14 protein-coding genes and 1 pseudogene are annotated in these 21,002 nt (G+C 70.2%); 9 read left to right on the top strand and 6 right to left on the bottom strand.

The window, feature by feature from the left end; genetic code table 11:
- The first annotated feature begins 83 nt into the window (after positions 1-83).
- From AC50YC_RS12240 to ppsA, 5 genes are all read left to right on the top strand, one after another.
- Entirely contained in the window at positions 84-1,190 is a 1,107-nt protein-coding gene (locus AC50YC_RS12240) for an acyl-CoA dehydrogenase family protein (protein ID WP_494953784.1), read from the top strand.
- Positions 1,184-2,614: a PIG-L family deacetylase gene (locus AC50YC_RS12235; protein ID WP_494953783.1), complete on the top strand. Its 1,431-nt coding sequence runs from the start codon at positions 1,184-1,186 to the stop codon at positions 2,612-2,614. The genes AC50YC_RS12240 and AC50YC_RS12235 overlap by 7 nt, the downstream gene beginning before the upstream one ends.
- Before the next feature lie 5 nt (positions 2,615-2,619).
- A complete protein-coding gene (locus AC50YC_RS12230) occupies positions 2,620-3,414 on the top strand; it encodes a glycosyltransferase family 2 protein (protein WP_494953782.1) in 795 nt (264 codons plus the stop codon).
- Positions 3,415-4,128: 714 nt separating this feature from the next.
- Positions 4,129-6,741 (top strand): cation-translocating P-type ATPase, encoded by a 2,613-nt coding sequence (locus AC50YC_RS12225; protein WP_494953781.1) that lies wholly within the window; start codon positions 4,129-4,131, stop codon positions 6,739-6,741.
- A gap of 108 nt (positions 6,742-6,849) precedes the next feature.
- Positions 6,850-9,240, top strand: coding sequence for a phosphoenolpyruvate synthase (ppsA, locus tag AC50YC_RS12220; protein WP_494953780.1), 2,391 nt, complete (start codon positions 6,850-6,852; stop codon positions 9,238-9,240).
- On the opposite strand, the gene AC50YC_RS12215 is transcribed toward ppsA, so the two are convergent.
- Positions 9,188-11,170, bottom strand: a complete 1,983-nt coding sequence (locus tag AC50YC_RS12215; RefSeq protein ID WP_494953779.1) for a heavy metal translocating P-type ATPase — start codon at positions 11,168-11,170, stop codon at positions 9,188-9,190. The genes ppsA and AC50YC_RS12215 overlap by 53 nt on opposite strands.
- A gap of 232 nt (positions 11,171-11,402) precedes the next feature.
- Here AC50YC_RS12215 and AC50YC_RS12210 point away from each other — a divergent pair, with 232 nt between their 5' ends.
- The 4 genes and pseudogenes from AC50YC_RS12210 (at position 11,403) to AC50YC_RS12195 (ending at position 16,789) form a co-directional block, all read left to right on the top strand.
- Complete coding sequence (locus AC50YC_RS12210) at positions 11,403-12,518, top strand: SDR family oxidoreductase (protein ID WP_494953778.1); 1,116 nt, start codon at positions 11,403-11,405, stop codon at positions 12,516-12,518.
- A gap of 32 nt (positions 12,519-12,550) precedes the next feature.
- Positions 12,551-13,531, top strand: coding sequence for a polysaccharide deacetylase family protein (locus AC50YC_RS12205; RefSeq protein ID WP_494953777.1), 981 nt, complete (start codon positions 12,551-12,553; stop codon positions 13,529-13,531).
- A gap of 84 nt (positions 13,532-13,615) precedes the next feature.
- Positions 13,616-16,516: pseudogene (locus tag AC50YC_RS12200) on the top strand (HAD family hydrolase); the annotation flags it as partial.
- Positions 16,514-16,789, top strand: a complete 276-nt coding sequence (locus AC50YC_RS12195) for a glycosyl hydrolase family 65 domain-containing protein (protein ID WP_494953971.1) — start codon at positions 16,514-16,516, stop codon at positions 16,787-16,789. The pseudogene AC50YC_RS12200 and the gene AC50YC_RS12195, both read left to right, overlap by 3 nt.
- Before the next feature lie 22 nt (positions 16,790-16,811).
- Here the strand turns inward: AC50YC_RS12195 and AC50YC_RS12190 are convergent, their stop codons facing one another.
- From AC50YC_RS12190 to AC50YC_RS12170, 5 genes are all read right to left on the bottom strand, one after another.
- On the bottom strand, positions 16,812-17,819 hold the full coding sequence (locus AC50YC_RS12190) for a zinc-dependent alcohol dehydrogenase family protein (RefSeq protein ID WP_494953776.1): 1,008 nt from the start codon (positions 17,817-17,819) through the stop codon (positions 16,812-16,814).
- Between the two features lie 63 nt (positions 17,820-17,882).
- Positions 17,883-18,848, bottom strand: a complete 966-nt coding sequence (locus tag AC50YC_RS12185) for a universal stress protein (protein WP_494953775.1) — start codon at positions 18,846-18,848, stop codon at positions 17,883-17,885.
- Positions 18,849-18,921: 73 nt separating this feature from the next.
- Positions 18,922-20,088, bottom strand: coding sequence for a YihY/virulence factor BrkB family protein (locus tag AC50YC_RS12180; protein WP_494953774.1), 1,167 nt, complete (start codon positions 20,086-20,088; stop codon positions 18,922-18,924).
- Positions 20,089-20,173: 85 nt separating this feature from the next.
- On the bottom strand, positions 20,174-20,770 hold the full coding sequence (locus AC50YC_RS12175) for a DUF3618 domain-containing protein (RefSeq protein ID WP_494953773.1): 597 nt from the start codon (positions 20,768-20,770) through the stop codon (positions 20,174-20,176).
- 19 nt (positions 20,771-20,789) lie between these two features.
- A partial coding sequence (locus AC50YC_RS12170; protein ID WP_494953772.1) for a phage holin family protein occupies positions 20,790-21,002 on the bottom strand: 213 nt, incomplete at its 5' end.

Raw genomic sequence — 21,002 nt, 5'->3', positions numbered from 1 at the left:
TGAATTTGCTGAGCAGTAGCCCGGCCGGCGGGCGTGGACGCCGGGAGCACCAGACGCACTTCGAAAGGGAACAGGCCACCGAAATGAACCGGACTCCCGACTCCCAGTGGCCGGCCGCCGTGAGGATCAGTTCTGCGCCGGAGCAGCTGGCGGGCCTCACCCCCCTGCTGGAGGCGGCCCGCTCGGCCGTCGGCGACGTCCCGGCGCTGCTGGAGCTGGCCAAAGCCGCTGCAGAAGCTGCCCCGCTGCCCGGCGGGGGCCGGACGGCCTTCCTGTGGGAGATCCTGGCTTCCGTCACGGCCGTGGACGTCGCCGCCGGACGCGCCATCGAACCCCATCTTGACGCCGCGGCGATCCTCGCCCAGGCCACCGGCCAGCCCGCGCTGGACGGCCGGGACCGCCCGGACCTCGACGGCGTCCGCCCCGACGGCGCCTGGGGTGTGTTTGCCGCCGAAGCCGCCAGCCAGCGGCTCGAGGCGAAGCCGGCGGACGGCGGGTTCCTGCTGCACGGCGCCAAACCCTGGTGCTCCCTGGCCGCCCAGCTGGACCACGCCGTCGTGACCGCCCATCTGGACGACGGCGGACGGGCAGCCTTCACCGTCGACCTCCATGCCCACGGCGTCAGCTTCGAGGACCCGCAATGGAGCAGCCGGGGACTCCGGGAAATCCCGAGCGGCACCGTGCATTTCGACGCCGTCCCGGCCGTGCCGCTGGGCGATGCCGGCTGGTATTACCGCCGGCCCGGGTTCGCGTGGGGCGGCATGGGCGTCGCGGCCTGCTGGCTGGGCGGCGCCGTCGCGGTGGCCCGCGGCTTCAGGGCGTCCCTGCTCACGGCGGCCGACGGCGGCCGCACCCCGGACCAGCTCGCACTCGCCCACCTCGGCGAGATCGACCGCACGCTCACCGCCCTGACCGGATACCTCGCCCGGACCGCCGCGCGGATCGATGCCGGGGAACTCACGGACACCGGCGCCTGGAGCGAGGCCCTCCGCGTCCGCGGCGCCGTGGCCACCGCCGTCGAACGCATCCAGACGCTGGTCAGCCAGAACCTCGGGCCCGGACCCCTCGCCTTCGACGAGATCTACGGCAAGCGCATGGCCGACCTCGCGCTCTACATCCGCCAGCACCACGCCATGCGCGACGACGCCCAGCTTGGTGCCCTCACGCTCAAGGGGGACCACCCATGGTGAGCTTCACCCACCAGGACGCCGGAACCGGCGAGGATGCCTGGGCAGCCAGCGGATTGGCTGCGCTCCCGGAGCTGCCGCTGGACGCCGGGGAGCTCGCCGGCCAGGCGTTCATCGTCCTGGCCGCCCATCCGGACGACGAATCCCTGGGCGCCGGCGGGCTGATGGCCCGGCTGCGGCGGCTGGGCGCCCGCGTCACGGTGCTGTTGTGCACGGCGGGGGAGGCCTCCCACCCGGACTCACCCACCACGACGCCGGAACAGCTTGCCACCGTGCGGCTCGAGGAATTCGGCGGCGCGCTGACGCACCTGCTGGGGGACCCGGAGTGGCGGTTCCTCGCCCTGCCCGACGGCAAGCTCGCCGATCACCGGACGGAGGTGCGCGCCGCGCTGCAGCAGGCCATCGCTGAAACAACAGCCGCCTCGGGACTGCCCGCGGAACGCATCACCCTCGTGGCGCCGTACCGGCACGACGGCCACACGGACCACGAGGCGCTGGGCGCCGCCGCGGCCGAGGCGGCCAGCGCAGGCGGCCACGGGCTGCTGGAGTTCCCCATCTGGTACTGGCTCTGGGCGGACGCCACCGACCACACCTGGCAGTCCTGGCTGCGCCTTCCGCTGGACCCCGAAGAACGGCAGGCCAAGGCAGCGGCCATGGCCTCCCACCTCACCCAGGTCCGGCCGCTGTCCGGCCAGCCCGGGGACGAGGTGCTGCTCCCGCCGGCGTTCCGGAAGCACTTTGAACGTCCGTTCGAGACCTTCGCGTGGCAGCGTCCGGCCGCCGCCAGCAGCCAGGGCTCCTACGCCGCCGCTGACGCGGAGGGCGTCTTCGACGCTGTCCACACCGGAAACGACGACCCCTGGCAGTACACCACCAGCTGGTACGAACACCGCAAACGAGCCCTCACCCTCGCGGCCCTGCCCGGCCTGAACTACGAGGCAGGGCTTGAAATTGGCTGCTCGATCGGGACGCTCAGCGTGGAACTCGCGCAACGCTGCGCCAGCTTCACGGCCGTCGACGCGAGCAGCGCCGCGCTGGCCCACGCCGCCCGGCGCCTCGCACACCTGCCCGCAGCCCGGACCCGCCACCTCACCGTCCCGCAGGACTGGCCGGACGGCCGTTTCGACCTGATCGTGGTCTCCGAGGTGGGCTACTACCTCGCGCACGGCGAGCTCGCCGAGCTGTTCGCACGGGTCGAGTCCGCACTTCTGCCCGGCGGCACCCTGGCCCTGTGCCACTGGCGCCACCCCATCTCCGGCTGGGAGCTCGACGGCGACTCCGTCCACGCCGCCGCGCGCCGCCACCTCGGTTGGGCCGACGCCGGTCTCTACCGGGAACGCGACTTTATCCTGGAGGTCCTGATCGCGCCGGAGCCCGGTAAGGAACCGCGGCCGGCAGCGGCACTCCTGCCGGGCCCGGAAGGCTAGGCGGCATGGCCGCCCACGCCCTGCCGCTGCCCCGCGGACACGGCATCGACCGGATCGCCGTCGTCATGCCCGCCCACAATGAGGACGAGCACCTCGGCCGCGCGCTGCTGGCAGTGCAACGCGCCGCCGACGCCCTGCACCGGGTCCGGCCCGACGTGGACGTCAGGGTGACCGTGGTGCTGGACAGCTGCACCGACGGCTCCGCCGGCATCACCGCCCGGTACGCCGCGGCGGACCGCCGCTTCAGCGCCCTGGAAGTAACCTTCCGCAACGCCGGTGCCAGCCGGGGCGCAGGCATCCGCGCTGCCGGGATTGGGGCAGCCCGACGACGAGCGCCCGGCAAGCGGTGGACACCCCCGCCGTGGGCCGGACGGACCTGGCTGGCCAACACGGACGCGGACTCGCAGGTTCCGGAAAACTGGCTCATCCGGCAGCTGGAATTCGCCGACGCGGGAGCCGACGCCGTGCTCGGCTCCGTGGAACCGGACCCGGACGGGATGGACCCGGAGCTGCTCCGGCGCTGGCTGGAACGCCATCCCTTCGAGGAGGACCACCCGCACATCTACGGAGCCAACTTCGGGGTCAGGGCCTCTGCCTACCTGGCCGCCGGAGGCTTCCCGACGCTCTCCTCCCACGAGGACCGGACCCTGGTGCAGAGCCTCCGCAGTCGCGCCTTCACCGTGACGGCGACGGACAGCATGCGTGTGCTGACCTCGGGGCGCATCCACGCCCGGGCACCGCACGGCTTCGGCGCCTACCTGCGGACATTGGGACGGCACCGGCCACCCGCCGTCGACTGACGCGGGACTCTCACGAGGTCTGACCTGCGGGCCGATCGGCCCTAGTAGTACTTCCCGCATCGGCGGCGGACATGGCCGAGACGAAGAAGACCCCGGACTGCGGGCCCGTGGGGGGCATCGGGGACTTCGCGTGTTTCCAGTGGACGGGGTGGTTCCGCGAGAGGCCGGCGGGGCGTCGGCCAACACGGTCCTCAAAGCGGTCCGCGGCGACGAGTCTCTCGACCTGCGCGTCGTGGCCATGCTACCGATGTCTTCGGGAATCCCTGGCCCGGACGGCAACGCCACGGCCCGCGCGCTCGCCCAAGCGGCCGTCGATGGCGGGTGGGGCAACGGGAACACGCTGAGCAGACCACGGACAAGTTCATCAATCTCGTCAAGGGGATCGACTTCTGATCCAGGCTCCTTCTGCGCCTGACGATCTCCCACGCCAGGGAACGGTTCGGTCAGGCAGCTGCGGCCGAGATGTAGAAGATCTGCAGAGACATCTTGTCCGTTGTTGGCGTCGCAGGAACTCCGCGGAGTGCAATTGGGTGGACGGCGTCCCGCCGTGACCTTTGGCCCTAACGGCCGGCATCCGCGGGGCGCACCCTCAAGTTATGAGCTACCTGCCCCGGGCCGGTCTGCGGTGCTGCGCCTAAACGGCACCGGCCAGCCGTGACGCCGGAGGCTCCTGCCGGGGGGCCCGGCACCGGGGCAGTGGCGGGCGTTGAAGGTTTGAGTTCCGCCGAGGCGGCCCGGAGGCTCACCCAGTACGGGGCGAACAGGCTGCCGGACGCCGGCACCGTCCCCGGCTGGCGGAGGCTGCTGGCCGAACTGACCCACTTCTTTGCCGTCCTGCTGTGGGGCGCCTCCGTGCTGGCCTACCTGGCGGGCATGCCGCAGCTGGCCATCGCAATCGTCGTCGTGATCCTGGTGAACGGGATCTTCGCCTACATCCAGCAGGAGCGCGCCCAGCATGCCGCCTCCAAGCTCCGCGAGCTGCTGCCGGCGATGGTCTCGGTCCGCCGGGACAACCACATCATCAAGGTCCACACCACCGAGCTGGTGCCGGACGACGCCGTCGTGCTGGTGGCCGGCGACCGGGTGCCCGCGGACCTCCGGCTGGTACTGGCGGCCGGCTGTTCCGTGGACGAATCGATGCTCACCGGTGAAAGCGAGGCGCTCGCCAAAGTCCCCGGTGACACCGTCTTTGGTGGGACCTTCCTGGTCAACGGCCAGGCCGAAGGCGTGGTCTCGGGAACAGGCGGGAAGACCCGGCTCGCCGAAATCGCAGCCCTGACGGGAAAGGTGGAGGCGCCGCCGAGCCCGCTGGCGCGGGAACTGCAACGAATCGTCCGGATCACGGCCACGATGGCCCTGGGCATTGGTGTGCTGTTCTTCATCCTCTCCCTGCTGGTCGGAATCTCCTGGCGGGACGCCTTTTTGTTTGCCATCGGCGTGATGGTGGCGCTGGTGCCCGAGGGCCTGCTGCCCACGGTCACATTGTCCTTGGCCGTCGGGGCGCAGCGGATGGCGCAGCGCAACGCGCTGGTCCGGAACCTGGAAGCGGTGGAAACCCTCGGCTCCACCACCTTCATCTGCACGGACAAGACCGGCACGCTCACCCAGAACCGGATGAACGCCGTCGAGGTCTGGACCCCGGCCGGGGTGCTGAGCGTCATCGGCGCGGGGTACGGTCCGGAGGCTGAGTTCACCGGGACGGGAGCCGCGGAGGCGCAGCACCTCAGCACCGCTGCGCTGGCTGCGTCCGTGGGCCGTGCGGTGCTCCACGAGGGCAAGTGGATCCCCGAGGGCGACCCGATGGAGGCCGCCATTGCCGCGCTGGCCGCCCGGCTGGCCGGTCCCGGGCCAGATCCCGGGTCGGGTCCAGCCGAGCTTGCGGTGTCGCACCGCTTCGCCTTCGATCCCCGGCGGCTGCGGGAGTCCGCGATCGTCGGCACCACGCTGTACGTCAAGGGCGCCCCGGAGTCGGTCATCCCCCTGTGCGTGCACGGCGGCGGCGACTCCGGTGAGGCAGCGGGGGCCGGCCGGGCGCGGGAGATGGTTGACCAGATGGCCTCCCACGGGCTCAGGGTGCTGGCCGTGGCCGAGCGGACCCTCCCCGGCCCGCCCGGCGCCAGCTTCAAGCTGGAGGAGGTCGAGAGCGGGCTGACGCTGCTGGGGCTGATCGGCCTGCACGATCCGCCCCGGGCCGAGGTCCGCGTGGCACTCGAGGCGGCCCGCGAGGCCGGCATCAAGGTGGCCATGGTCACCGGCGACCATGCCTTCACGGCGGCCGCCATCGCCCGGGAAACAGGGCTGATCGGCTCACCCGAGCTGGTGCTGGAGGGTCACAACCTGCCCGAGGACGACGCTGTCCTGGCCGCGCTGCTGGACCGCGACGGCGTGGTGGTCAGCCGGGTCACCCCGGAACAGAAACTCCGGGTGGCCCGCCTGCTGCAGGGCCGCGGCCACGTGGTGGCGATGACCGGCGACGGCGTCAACGACGGCCCGGCGCTCCAGCAGGCGGACATCGGCGTGGCCATGGGGCTGAGCGGCACGGACGTGGCCCGCGAAGCGGCGGACCTGGTGCTGCTCGATGACGACTTCGCCACCATCATCGCCGCGGTGGAGCAGGGCCGCGCCACGTACGCGAACATCCGGCGCTTCCTGACCTACCACCTGACGGACAACGTCGCCGAGCTCACGCCGTTCGTGATCTGGGCGCTCTCCGGCGGGCGGTTCCCGCTCGCGCTGAGCGTGCTGCAGATCCTCGCCCTCGACATCGGCACCGACCTGCTCCCCGCACTGGCGCTGGGCAGCGAGGCCCCGAGCAAGGGGACGCTGAAACGCCCGCCCGAGCGCAGGCACCTGATGGACCGGGCACTGATGTTCCGGGTGTTCGGGCTGCTGGGGCCGGTCGAGGCGCTCTTCGAAATGACGGCGTACACGGCTGTGCTGCTCGGGGCCGGCTGGACCCCGGGGGCGGAGCTGCCGGCGGCGGACGTGCTGATGGCCGCCTCCGGCGCCGCGTTCACCACCGTGGTCCTGGCCCAGCTTGCCAACGCCTTCGCCTGCCGCAGCGCCTCCGTACCGCCGTGGCGGCTCGGCTGGTTCACCAACCGGCTGCTGGTTTGGGCGGTGCTGGCCGAACTGGGACTGCTGGCGGTGTTCCTGTTCCTCGGGCCGCTGGCCACCCTGCTGGGCCACGCCCCGCCGTCGCCCGGCGGACTGGCCGTGGCGCTCGCCGCCATTCCCGCGGTGCTGCTGGCGGACTGGCTGTACAAGATCGCCCGTCACCGCCGGGCCGCGAAGGCCATACCGGCCACCAAGGTCCAAAGACTCTGACCCCGGACGGCGCGCCGCCGCAGGATGGGTGCAATGGCACCGGACTGCACAGGATAATCCTCGTGTCCGGCGCGCCCTTTCCTATTTGCCGAAAGCAGGAGCTGCGACATGGCTGAATCCCCGGTGCTGTGGTTTGAAGAGATCGGGATGGGCGATGTCCCGCAGGTGGGCGGCAAGAACGCCTCCCTCGGCGAACTCATCCAATCCCTCAAAGCCAAGGGTGTGCGCGTGCCGGACGGCTTCGCCACCACCGCGGACGCCTACCGCCGGTTCCTCGAGGTCAACGGGATCGAGGCCGAGATGCGCTCGCGGATCCAGTCCTACCGCGCGGGCGACACCTCCCTGCGCGCTACCGGTGAGGCCATCCGGGAGCTCTTCCTGGACAGTGAGTTCCCTGCGGACATCGGCGAATCCATCCGCTCCCACTACCGGGAACTGGGCGAGCGCGCCGGACTGGACCGGCTCTCGGTTGCGGTCCGCAGCAGCGCCACCGCCGAGGACCTGCCCGATGCGAGCTTCGCCGGGCAGCAGGAGACGTTCCTGAACATCGCGGGGGAGCGGGAACTCCTGGACGCCTGCCGCCGCTGCTACGCCTCGCTCTTCACCGACCGGGCCATCAGCTACCGCGAGGTCAAGGGCTTTGACCACCTCGACGTCGCGCTCTCGATCGGGGTGCAGCGGATGGTGCGCTCCGACGTCGGCGCCTCGGGGGTGATGTTCTCCATCGACACGGATTCCGGCTTCCCGCGGGTAGCCGTGGTCAGCGCCGCCTGGGGCCTGGGCGAAACCGTGGTCCAGGGCACCATCAACCCGGACAAATACCTCGTGTTCAAGCCGCTCCTGGCACAGCAGGAGTTCGCGCCGATCATCGAAAAGACCCTCGGGTCCAAGGACCGGAAAATGGTCTACAGCCGCGGCGGCCACGCACGCACCAAAATGGTGGACACCTCGGACGCGGAACGCCGCGCCTTCGTTCTGGACGACGCCGAGATCCTCGCCCTGGCGCGCTGGGCCGTGAGCGTTGAGGAGCACTACGCCCGGCCGATGGATATGGAGTGGGCCCGGGACGGCGTGACCGGGGAGCTGTTTATGGTCCAGGCCCGGCCGGAAACGGTCCAGTCGCAGAAGACCGGCTCCCGGTTCACCCTCCACCACCTGCTGGAAACCGGCACCGTGCTGGCGCGCGGCGCCGCGATCGGCGACTCCATCGCGCAGGGCACCGCATGTGTGATCAGGAGCGCGGCGGCCATCGAAAACTTCCGCGACGGCGCCATCCTCGTAACCGAAATGACCGACCCGGACTGGGTTCCCATCATGAAACGGGCGGCCGGCATCGTGACCGACCACGGCGGGCCCACCAGCCACGCGGCGATCGTGAGCCGCGAACTCGGGGTCCCCGCCGTCGTTGGCACCGGCAACGCCACCACCGTCCTGGCCGAAGGCCTCGCCGTGACCATCTCCTGCGCCGAGGGCGATGAGGGCCGCGTCTACCAGGGCAGCCTTGCGTTTGAAACCGAGGAGGTGGACCTCGGGGAGCTGCCGGCGACGGACACCAAAGTCATGGTCAATATCGCCAGCCCCGCGGCCGCGTTCCAGTGGTGGCGGCTGCCCGCCGACGGCGTCGGGCTGGCCCGGATGGAATTCATCATCAGCAGCCTGATCCGGATCCACCCGATGGCACTGGTCCATCCCGAGCGGGTCACCGACCCCGGCGAAGCCGAGCAGATCCGCGCCCTGACCAGCGGCTACGCGGACCCCAAGGACTACTTCGTGGACGCCCTGGCCCTGGGCATCGCCAAGATCGCCGCGCCCTACCATCCCCGGCCGGTGATCGTCCGGCTCAGCGACTTCAAGACGAACGAGTACGCGCACCTGATCGGCGGGTCCGCCTTCGAGGAGCCGGAGGAGAACCCCATGCTCGGCTTCCGCGGCGCCTCCCGCTACTACGACGAACGCTACCGCGAGGGATTCGCCCTTGAGTGTGTGGCCCTCAAACGGGTCCGGGAGAAGCTCGGATTCGGCAATATCATCGTGATGATCCCCTTCTGCCGAACCCCGCAGGAAGCGGACCGGGTGCTGGCCGTGATGGCGGAGAACGGCCTGGTCCGGGGCGAGAACGGCCTGCAGGTCTACATGATGTGCGAGATTCCGTCCAACGTTGTCCTCGCCGAAAAGTTCGCCACCCGCTTCGATGGCTTCTCCATCGGCTCCAACGACCTCACCCAGCTGGTCCTGGGCGTGGACCGGGATTCGGCGCAGCTGGCCTCGCTCTTCGATGAGCGGGACGAGGCCGTCATGGCGATGATCAGTGAGGCCATCCGCAAGGCCCACACTGCAGGGATCAAGATCGGCATCTGCGGCCAGGGTCCCAGCAACCACCCGGAGTTCGCGGAGTTCCTGGTCAGCGAGGGCATCGATTCGATCTCACTGAACCCGGACAGCTACCTCAGGACCGTTCCGCGGATCGCGGAAGCCGAGAAACAGGCGTCGGCCCGGTAGCGCCGCCGGCGGGCTTTAGCCTCGGCTCCTTTGTTCCGGCCCCCTTCTTACCGGGGCTGAGGGCGCGCAGCGCATTGAGGATCGTGGCCAGGTCCACGAGTTCCTGGGACAGGGCGCCGGCGATGGCCGGGATATAGCCGGCCGCCGCTGCGATCATCAGCGCCACGCTCAGCCCGATCCCGATCCAGATGCTCTGCAGCGCCACCTTGATGGTGCGCTGGCCGATCCGGACGGCGGAGGCGGCCTTGGACAGGTCATCGAGAATGATCACGACGTCGGCCGACTCGCCTGCCGCCGTCGAGCCGCGCGCACCCATCGCGATCCCGACGTCGGCGACGGCCAGGACCGGGGCGTCGTTGACGCCGTCGCCGACCATCATGACCGGGCGGAGGGGCAGGGACCGGACGGCTTCGACCTTGTCCGCCGGCAGGCACTCGGCGCGGACATCGGTGAGCCCGGCCTCGGCCGCGATGTGCTCGGCGGTGGCGAGCGCATCGCCGGTCAGCATGACTGTCCGGGTGACACCGAGTTCCTTGAGCTCGGCCAGCGTGCGGCGGGCTTCCCCGCGGATCGGGTCGCTCATCACGAGGCACCCGGCGAATTCCCCGGCCACGCCCACGTAGATGGCGAGTTCGCCGCTGGCCAGCTCCGTTTCCTCGACGCCGGGGGCCGATTCGGCCACGAAGTTGGGCTTGCCGACCACCACGTCGCGGCCGTCGAAGCGGGCCCGGACGCCGTGCGTGGCGAATTCGGTGGCCTCCGTGGCGGCTTCGAACATCAGCCCGCGGGTGCGCGCGGCCTCCATCACCGAGGCGGCCAGCACATGGGAGGAATACTGTTCGGCGGAGGCCGCCAGGGCGAGGACCTCGTCCTCGGTGAAGGACCCAGAGGTCCGGACCCCGACCAGGGACGGACGGCCGTAGGTGAGGGTGCCGGTCTTGTCGAAGGCGACCGTCTTGATCCGGCTGAGCTGTTCCAGGACACCGGCGTACTTGACGATGATGCCGCCGCGCGCGGCGCGGCTCATGCCGCCCAGGAACGCCACGGGAGCGGCGATCAGCAGCGGGCACGGGGTGGCCACCACCAGCACTTCCGCGAACCGGGCCGGGCTGCCGCTGATGATCCAGCCGACCGCGCCAAGGACGTAGGCGAGGGCCGTGAACGGGACGGCGTACCGGTCCGCGAGCCGCACCATGGGCGCTTTGCTATCCGCCGCTTCCTTGACCAGGGCCACGATGCGGCTGTACTGCGAATCCTCCATCCGGGCCGAGACCTGCATCCGGACCGCGGCTTCACCGTTCAGGGAGCCACTCATCAGCCCCTCGCCAGCGACCCGCTCCACCGGCAGGCTCTCCCCGGTGAGCGAGGATTCGTCGAAGCTGCCGGATTCAGAGAGCAGGACGCCGTCCAGCGGCACCACCTCACCCGGCTTCACCAGCAGGATGTCTCCGATCTGGACCTCGGTGGCCGCAACATCCTCGTGTTGGCCGTTGGCGGAGCTTCCGCCTGTGGTTCCGGCCGGGTGGGTTCCGGCCGGGAGGGTTCCGGCTGCGGAGGTGCCGCTGCGTTCCCGGTGGGCCGTCTGCGGCACGCGCTCCAACAGGGAGGTCAGTTCTTTCTTGGCCCGGCCGGCGGCAAAGTCCTCCAGGGCTGTGCCGCCGGCCAGCATGAGGACAATGATCATGGAGGCGATGTACTCGCCGACCAGCACCGTGCTGACGATCGCGGTGACTGCCAGGATGTCGATGCCCCATTGGCCGCCGACCAGCCGGCGGACCATGCCCACGGCCAGATACGCCGCCACGGCCAGTGCGTAGATGCTGGCCGAGATCTGCGCAATCAGCGGCTGCCCGGACAGGAGCAGTATGAGCACCGCGAGCAGGGCAGCTATTGTGCCCGCAACAAGCGGATACCGGAGCAAAAGTTTCACGGATATCCTGCCTTCGCATTCGCGTGATCTTCACGCTGTTCCACTATCTGCATCCTACTGCGGACCCCTCCTGTGGAAGGCCGTACGGGCGCAGGTTACGAGGCGCCGGCGGGCGGCCCGCTCACGGGCATGAGACGCTGGAACGGGGCGGAGGAGGATCCGTCCCCGCGCCAGACCGGCCCGCATCTGGGGGCCCGGTGACGGGCCCGCAAAAAATACCAGGAGGAATGCCGTGCGAAGCAGTTCAGACACCGTTGAAACCAAGACCGCCCTGGTGGTTGGGGCCAGCGGGATTGCCGGATCTGCCCTGGTCGACAGGCTCGCGGATGGGGGCTGGGACGTTGTGGCACTGTCCCGCAGCCCGATCAGGCGCGGCGATGTCCGCCATGTGAGTGCGGACCTGAATTCGCTGGACAGCCTGCGGGAAGCCCTGGCCGGCGAACGGCCGAGCCACGTGTTCTACACCGCGTGGTCACGGATGGCCACGGAGCAGGAAAACATCGAGACCAACGCGGCCATGCTGCGGAACCTGCTGGCCAGCCTCAGCGGCCACCCGGTGCAGCATGTGGCCCTCATGACCGGGCTGAAGCACTATCTGGGTCCGTTTGAAGCGTATGCGGCGGGGAAGATGCCGGACACTCCCTTCCGCGAAAGCGAACCGAGGCTGTCGACGCCCAATTTCTATTACGCCCAGGAAGACGAGTTGTGGGCTGCCGCCGGGAAGCAGGGCTTTGGCTGGTCCGTGCACCGGGCACATACGGTGATCGGGCATGCCGTCGGTAATGCTATGAACATGGGTCTCACGCTCGCCGTCCAGGCATCCATCTGCCGGGAACTCGGGCAACCGTTCATCTTCCCGGGTTCCGAGACGCAGTGGAACAGCCTCACGGACATGACGGACAGCGGGCTGCTGGCCGAACACATGATCTGGGCCGCCACCGCTGACGGAGCGGGCGACGAGGCCTACAATATCGTCAACGGCGACATCTTCCGCTGGCGGCGCATGTGGCCTGCGCTGGCCGCCTATTTCGGGGTCGAACCCGTAGGGTACGCCGGCCAGCCCCGCCCGCTGGAACAACAGATGAAGGGCAAGGAGGGCGTCTGGGCAGACATCGCCGCCCGCCACGGGCTGGCCGAACCCGACCTCGCCCGGGTCGCCTCCTGGTGGCACACGGACGGTGATCTGGGCCGGAACCTCGAAGTGGTCACCGATATGAGCAAGAGCCGCCTGGCCGGCTTCACCGGGTACCGCCGAACGGAAGACTCCTTCATCCGCTTATTCGACCGCCTCCGGGCCGACCGCCTGATTCCGGCAGCGTCCGAGACCGCGCGGGCCTTTCAGCCCTAGCCCGCCTGTGGCCGGTGGTGCCACAGTGGAGCATGTGGTCGATCTTGTCCGACCGGCGCCGCTGGCTGGCGGCCGCGGCTGCGGTGCTTCTGCTGGCCGCCGCGGTGGTGCTCGTGGTCGTCTTTTCGTCCGTGCCGCCCTCAGCTGCCCCGACGGCGTCGCCGTCGCTCCCGGTCACGGCCGGCCCGTCGGACAGCCCCCCGCCGGGTGCGCCGCCGTCGGATACTCCAATCCCTACCGGCAGCGACACGGCTCCGGCCGGGCCCGCACCCCTGCCTCCGGTCCCGGCACCGCCTGCGCCCGCCCCGCCGGCTCCCGCTCCTTCACCGCCGGCACCCGTCCCGCCTGCGCCTGAACCCCCGGCGCCCGCCCCGTTCCCCGCCGCGCTGGCCGGCCGCGACCTCGAGGTGATCCCGGGGGCCGGGGCGGTGGTGGCGCTGACGTTCGACGCCGGAGCCAACTCCGCCGGGCTGCCCAGCATCCTGCAGACCCTGGCCGCCACCGGAGTGCGCGGCACATTCTTCCTCACCGGCAACTGGGCAGCCGGCAACCCGGCAGGAGTCGCGGCCATCGTGGCGGGCGGCCACCGGCTGGGCAACCATTCGATGACCCATCCGGGCTTCACCGGGCTCCCCGCTGCCGCGATCGACGACCAGTTGGCGGGGGCCGAGCAGGCCATCAGAAACGGAGGAGGGAATGCGCGGCCGTTGTTCCGCTTCCCGTTCGGCGAACGCGACACCCGCACCATCGCCACGGTCAACGCCTCCGGCTACCTGCCCGTCCGCTGGACCGTGGACACGCTCGGCTGGAAAGGCAGCAGCGGAGGGATCACGGCGCAGATCGTGGCGGACCGGGTGCTGGCCCGGCTCCAGCCCGGGGAGATCGTGCTGATGCACATCGGCTCCAACCCCGACGACGGGACCACCCTCGACGCCGACGCCCTGCCCGGGATGATCGAGCGGATCCGCCAGGCCGGCTATGGCTTCACCACCCTCGATGCACTGCTGGGCTGACGCCGGCACGGCAGCCGGAGAACGGCGCAGCACTGCAGCCCAACGCCCCTGTCGCGGAGGCCGGATGGCTGATACGACTGTGGAATGACGGAGTCGCCCACCCTCGCCGCCGCGCTGGCGCCCGTCGATGCCGTGATCTTTGACCTCGACGGGGTGGTCACGGACACCTCGGAGCTCCGCGCAGCGGCCTGGAAGCAACTCTTCGACGAGGTCCTCCAAGACCGGCGGCTTCCGCCCGGGACCCGCCGGGACCCGTTCAGCACCGATGACTACCTGGACCTGGTGGCGGGCCGGACCTGGGAGGACGCGGTAGCCACCTTCCTGCGCTCCCGCGGCGGGGCCATCCCGGACGGCGCACCCGCGGATGGGTCCGGAGTGTGGAGCGCCTTCGGCCTTGCAGCGCGCCAGAACGAACTGTTCGACAAACTGCTCAGCACCAACCCGGTCCGGGCTTTCCCCGGCACCGCGGACCTGCTCGGCAGACTGAAGGCCGGCCGGGTCCCCGTGGTGCTCGCCACCTCCGCGAGGAACGCCGGCGCGCTGCTGGCCGCTGCAGGGCTCGCGGACGTCTTCGACCACATCATCGACGGGCAGACGGCCCTGGAGCGCGACGTCGCGGGAAAACCGGCCCCCGCGCTGCCGCTGGAAGCGGCGCGCCGGCTGGAGATCCCGCCCGCCCGGGCGATGGTCATCGAGGAATCAGTCGCCGGGGTGGAGGCCGGCCGGCGCGGCGGTTTCGGGCTGGTGGTCGGCATCGACCGGGCCGGGCGCCGGGATCCGCTGGAAGCGGCGGGCGCCGACGTCGTCGTCGAGGATGTCAGCCAACTGGACATCGGCCTCGTCATCAAGCACCCATGGCTGCTGGTCTACGAGGGCTTCGACCCGGCGCACGAGGGCCACCGGGAAGCCCTCACCACCCTGGGCAACGGTTACCTGGCCACCCGGGGAGCCGCGCCGGAGCACCGGGCCGGCGCGGTGCACTATCCCGGCAGTTATCTCGCCGGGGTCTACAACAGCCTGCACAGTGTGGTCCAGGGCGAGGAATCCGACGACGAGCACATCGTCAACATCCCCGACTGGCTGCCATTGGATCTCCGGATCGGCGACGGCGCCTGGTGGTCCGCGGGCGGGCTCTCGCTCCGCAGCGAGCGGCGCACCCTGGACCTGAAACGGGCGGTGCTGACCCGGGAGGCGGTCCTGGAGGACGACGCCGGCCGGCAGCTCCGGCTGCTGCAGCGCCGCCTCGTGTCCATGGCCACGCCGAACCTCGCCGCCCTGGAAACCGTCATCACGGCCGTCGGCTGGAGCGGGGGCGTCAGCATCCGCAGCGGCTGCGACACGGACGTGACCAACTCCAACGTCCCCGAGGACGCGGCCCTGTCCAGCCGGCACCTGGGGTCCGTCAAGGTTGAAAACTGCGGGGCCGGTCCGGGAGCCGCCGGCCTCACCGTGCAAGCCCGGACGGTCACCAGCGGGATCGGGATCGCCCTCGCCCTCCGGACGGAGGTGTCCGGGGCCGGCGGACCGGCCGGGCACGGAATTCCCTAACAGCTGGGCGGGCTGTACACCCACCGCTTCGAGCTTTCCGTGGCTGCGGGGGAACCGCTGACGGTCCTCAAAACCGTGGCCGTGGCGTCCTCCCGCGATCACGCGATCTCCTCGCCACTGACCGCAGCCCGGGCCGTCCTGGCCCGCGCCGCGGGCGGTTTCGCGGCGCTGCAGGCCGAGCACGAGGCCGCGTGGGCGATCCTGCTCAAGCCTTTCGTCATCGAGCTGGATGACAGCTCGCAGGCGCAGCTCATCCTCAACCTGCACGTCTTCCATCTGCTGCAGACGCTCACCACCCATACCGCCGAACTGGACGCGGGCGTACCGGCCCGCGGACTGCACGGCGAGGGCTACCGGGGACACGTCTTCTGGGATGAACTCTTCGTTCTCCCGCTGCTGAACTCCAGGCTGCCCTCGCTCGCGCGGGAGCTGGTCGATTACCGGTGGCGGCGGCTCGGGGCAGCACGGGACGCGGCCCGGGCCGCGGGCATGAAGGGGGCGATGTTCCCGTGGCAAAGCGGCAGCGACGGCACGGAACAGACGCCGAAGCTGCTGTTCAACCGGCGGTCCGGGCACTGGATTCAGGACCATTCCAGGCTCCAACGGCACGTTGGCCTCGCCGTCGCCTACAACGCCTGGCAGTACTTCGAGGTTACCCAAGACCGCGGCTGGCTGACCGAGCACGGCGCGGAAATCATCGTCGAGGTCGCCCGGTTGTTCGCGTCGATGGCGGAGTTCGACGCGGCCGATGACCGCTTCCACCTCCGGGGCGTGATGGGACCGGATGAATACCACACCGGCTATCCGGGCGACCCCGGCGGCGGACTGAACGACAACGCGTACACCAACATCATGGCGGCATGGGTGTTCGACCAGGCCGTCTGGATCATGCATTCCGTCCAGGGGTTCGACATGGAGGAACTGCGAGCCAGGCTGCTGGTCACCGGCGCCGAGATCGGGGCCTGGGAGCACCTCAGCCGCCGCATGTTCGTTCCGTTCCACGACGACGGCGTCATCAGCCAGTTCGACGGCTACGGCGCGCTGCGGGAACTCGACTGGAAGCATTACCGCCGCAGCTACGGACTTATCGAGCGGCTGGACCTGATCCTGGAGGCGGAAGGGGACAGCACCAACCACTACCGGCTGGCCAAGCAGGCCGACGTCCTGATGCTGCTGTACGTCCTGGGCGAGGACCAGCTCATCGAATTCCTGGCCCGGATGGGCTACGCCGTCACTCCCGCTCAGATGGCCGCCACGGTGGACTTCTACCTGGCCAGGACGGCCCACGGATCCACGCTCAGCCGGGTGGCCCACGCGTCCGTACTGGCGCAGCGGGACCCCGAGCGGGCTTGGGCGGTGTTCCGGGAGGCCCTGGACGCGGACCTGGATGACACCCAGGGCGGAACCACCAGCTCCGGGATCCACCTGGGTGCGATGGCCGGGACGATCGACGTCGTCCAGCGCAGTTTCGCCGGGCTGCGGATCACGCGCGACGCCCTTGCCTTCGCGCCCCGGCTGCCGGCCGAACTCAGCCGGGTGGATTTCCAGGTCCGCTACCGGGACCAGATGCTCGCCATCCAGCTGGAACGCGACCGGCTGACGGTGTCGGCGGCCCCCGGTGACGCCGCCCCGGTGCTGGTACGCGTGGGAGTCCAACGGGTGCTGCTCAGGGCCGGCCAGGAACAGGTGTTCCTGCGCAAGGACAGCTGACCCGGTTGGCGCGCCAGGCCGGCTACGGGGCGTCCATCCGGAGCACGGCTGCTCCGGTGACCCGGTCCTCCGACAGGTCCAGCAGGGCCTTGTCCGCGGCCGAGAACGGATAGGACACCGTGGTGGGGCGCAGCGGAATTTCCGCGGCGACGCGGAAGAACTCCTCGCCGTCGGCCCGGGTATTGGCGGTGACGCTGCGCAGCTGGCGTTCCTGGAACAGCTCCGTGGCGTAGTGCAGCGGCGGAATGTCGCTCAGGTGGATGCCGGCGACGGCGAGCGTGCCGCCCCGGTCCAGGGCTCGCAGGGCCACCGGAACCAGGCTGCCGGCTGGAGCGAAGAGGATGGCGGAGTCCAGCGGATCCGGCGGTTGATCTTCGGCGCCGCCGACAAAGGTCGCCCCCAGTTCGAGGGCGAGTTCGCGCGCTTCCTCGGACCGGGTCATCACGTACACGCGCGCGCCCTGGAAGAGCGCGATCTGTGCCGCCAGGTGCGCGGACCCGCCGAAGCCGTAGATTCCCAGCCGTCCGCCGATGGGCAGGTCGGCCCGGCATAGCGCGCGGTAGCCAATGATTCCCGCACACAGCAGGGGCGCGGCCTCGTCGTCCGTGAAGCGTGCCGGGAGCCGGTAGGCAAAGTTCTCGGCCACCGTGATGAGTTCGGCGTAGCCGCCGTCGCGGTCCCAGCCGGTAAACACGGGAAAGAGGCAGAGGTTCTCCTGGCCGCGCAGGCAGAAGCGGCAACTGCCGCAGGTTCTGCCGAGCCAGGCGACTCCCACCCGGTCACCGGGGGAGAACCGCGTGGCGCGGGCCCCGCACGTGATGACGTCGCCGACGACTTCGTGTCCCGGAATGACGCCGGGGCGCCGCGGCGGGAGGTCGCCCTCGGCCAGGTGCAGGTCGGTGCGGCAGACTCCGCACACCCGGACCCGCAACAGCACCTCCCCGGGGCCCGGCCGGGGATCGGGGCACTCGTCCGGGACCAGGGGGCCGCTTCTCATCGGCCCGGGCTGTCCTACCCGCCAGGCTCGCACGAGCGTCCTCCTCTGCTAAAACCTCCAGCTCCCCTCTGAAGGCGGTGGTCCGGTGGAGCGGGGTCAGCGCGTTATCAGGACGTTGCCGCGCGCCTTGTTCAGGATGGCCGTGACAGTATTGCCCGGGCCGCCCTCACGATTGTGGGTTCCAATGACCAGTACCTCGGCCTCAGCGGCGGCGGCCAGCAGTTCCTTGGACGCCGCGTGGCCATCCCGCAGGACCCCTGAGATCGACAGCTCCGGGGCCAGGCTGCGGGCCTCCTCGAGGGTGCGGTCCAGGAGTTCCCGGCCGCGCAGCGGGCCATGCCGTCCGTGGCCTTCCCGGGCGCCGCCGCGGGTCTGGTCGATGTGGACGATCTGCAGGGTGGTGCCAAGCATCCCCGCCAGCCGGACGGCCCCGGCCAGCGCCGCGGAACTCCGGGAGGTCCCGTCGATGCCAACAACGACCGGGCCGGCGGCCTGGCCGGGGCTGCGCAGGCGGCGGATGACCACCAAGGGACAGGGCGAGGAGCCGGCCAGGTCGAGACAGACCGATCCGGCCACGTGCCCCAGAACGCCGCCCAGTCCGCGGCTGCTGACCACCAGCAGGCGGGCATCACGGGCAGCATCGCGCAGAACCGCAGCCGGAAGCCCGGTTTCCATGACACCCTCGACGCCGGAATCGGGTCCCAATGCTGCTTCCGCGGCGGGTTCCGCAACTGCTTCGCCGGAGCCGGGCGCCGCGGCGGTTGTGGCGGCCGGGCCCTGCGCGGACCGGCCCTGCGCGGCGGCGACGGCCGCGCGGGCCAGTTCAACACCCTCCGCCAGGACCACCTCGGCCGCGTGCCGCAGCCCGCTGCCTTCCACGCCCTTGACCGGTCCGAGCTTCTTGGTGAAGAGGGGCCAGACCCAGGCTTGCACCACGCGGAGCCGGTACCCGCCGGCGGCCGCGTACTCCGCAGCCCACCGGACGGCCGCCTGCGCTGCCTCGGACCCGTCGTAGCCCACTGCCACGGTGGTGCGTTCGTCCCCTGCGGCGGGTGCCGTCATGCGTCCTCCCGGTCAGCCACGTCCGCCCCCGGGCGGCACTTTGCCCCAGTAGAACGCAAGGCCCCGGAAAGGGCTAGGGGCTTTGGTCCCGCGGGTTGCGGGGATTCTCGTCCCGTGCGGACCGGGAGTCCGTGGCGGCCTCCGTGTCCGCGGTGTTGCTTCGTTCGCGGAGTTCGCGGCCGTGGCGGATGTCTTGTTCTTCTTTTGCCTGGAGTTTGTCGCTTTGTTTGGTGTCGCGGGGTGGGAGTTGGATGGTTTCTTCGGCTTTGATGCCGGCCTGGAGTTGGCGGCCGCGTTCCATTTCGGCGTCGAATTCGGCGCCGAAGAGCAGTGACATGTTCAGGATCCAGAGCCAGAGCAGGGAGACGATGACGCCGCCGATGGTGCCGTAGGTTTCGTTGTAGCTGCTGAAGTTCGCGACGTAGAACCCGAAGGCGAGGGAGGCGAGCAGGAAGATGACCAGGGCGATCAGGGATCCGAGGCTCATCCAGCGGAACTTGGGCTGTTTCACGTTCGGGGTCGCGTAGTAGAGGATCGCGATCGCGGCCACCACGAGCACGATGATGAGGGGCCATTTGGCGATGTTCCAGACGGTCAGGACGACCCCGCCCAGGCCCAGGGCGTTGCCGACGGACTCGGCGACCGGGCCGCTGAGGACCAGCATCGCGGCGAGCAGCACCACGATCAGGACGGTGGCGATGGTGACGGCGAGCATGGTGCCGCGGAGTTTGATGAAGGGCCGGCCTTCGTCGATTTCGTAGATCCGGTTCATGGCCCGGCCGAACGCCCCGACGTAGCCGGAGGCGGACCACAGGGCGGTGAGGATACCGAGGACCAGGGTCAGTCCGGCCGCGGAGGAGCTGGTGAGCTGCTGGACCGGTTCGCGGATCGCGTCCACCGTCTCGCCCGGGGCGAAGCCCTGGATGATCTCCAGCAGCGCCCCGGTGGTTTTCTCGGGCTGGCCGAAGATCCCGAGCAGGGACACCAGGGCCAGCAGCGCCGGGAAAATGGAGAGCACGGAGTAGTAGGTCAGGGCCGCGGCGAGGTCCGGGCACTGGTCCTTGGTGAATTCGCGGAAAGTCTTTTTGGCGATGTACTGCCAGGAGGGTTTGCTCACGTCCGTGGGGCTGTCGGGTTTGCGTCCGTCATCCGGTGCGGGCGCGGTGCGGGACTTCGCGGTGCTGCTCTCCTGCGTTTCGGCATCAGCGGGGTTTGGTGCCGCGGCGGGGTTCTGGGACATGGCGGTTCTTCCTTCGGGGGTTTAAGTGCGTCAGCCGGCCGCCCGGCGCGTGAGCGCTGGACGGCCGGCCGGGTGCCGGCGGGGGTCAGGCCTGCTGGACGTTGTCCCTGGCCTCGGCGGTGCGGTCCTTGACGTCCGCGACGGCGCCCTGGCCTTCGGCCTTGACGTGTCCGGTCGCGTCAGCGGCGGTGGCCTTGACGTTCTCCATCGCCTCCTGGGCCGGTTCCTTCAGGCCTTCCGCGACGTGCTTGGCGGCCTCGGTGAGTTCCGTGGTGAGCGGTTCGGCCGCGGTCTTCAGCGCATCGGCGGCTTCGCGTTCCTTCTGGCTGGCCGGGATCAGGGAGGACACCAACAGCCCGGCGCCGAACGCGATCAGCCCGGCCGCGAGCGGGTTGCCCTGGGTTTTGGTTTTGACCTGTGCGGGGGCGTCCCCGATCGCCGCGCCGGCGTCGCCCAGGTGCGCCCCGGCGGTCCCGGTGGCGGAGTGGACATTGCCGGTGGTGTGCTCGGCAGCTCCCATGACTTTCTCCTTCACGCCGAACACGGCGTCTTTGACCTTGTCGGTTTGGCGCTGGACGATGTGGGACGGGGTGACTTTGTCCGCGACGGCATCGACGTTCGTGCCAAGGCGTGCGCGGGTTGCTTCGATATCTGCTCGGATGACATCCGGGTTTTCACTCATCGTGTTTTCCTCGCTGTGTTTAGGGGGTGGGTTTGAGCGTGGGCGGGATTTCCTGGAGCGTCTCGGCGGTCTGGGGCATGCCCTTGATCGCGTTGAGTTCCTTGCGGCCCCGGGAGGCCAGGACCGCGGCGACAATGCCCCAGATAACGGCGACAACAACACCGGACCAGCCCAGCCCGATCAGGGTCCCGAGCGCCCACCAGAGCGCCAGGGACAGGAACAACAACACAAA

The sequence above is a fragment of the Pseudarthrobacter sp. MDT1-56 genome, from assembly GCF_059383555.1.
Note: the sequence above shows the minus strand (reverse complement) of the source record. Positions and strands in the feature narration are given on the sequence as shown.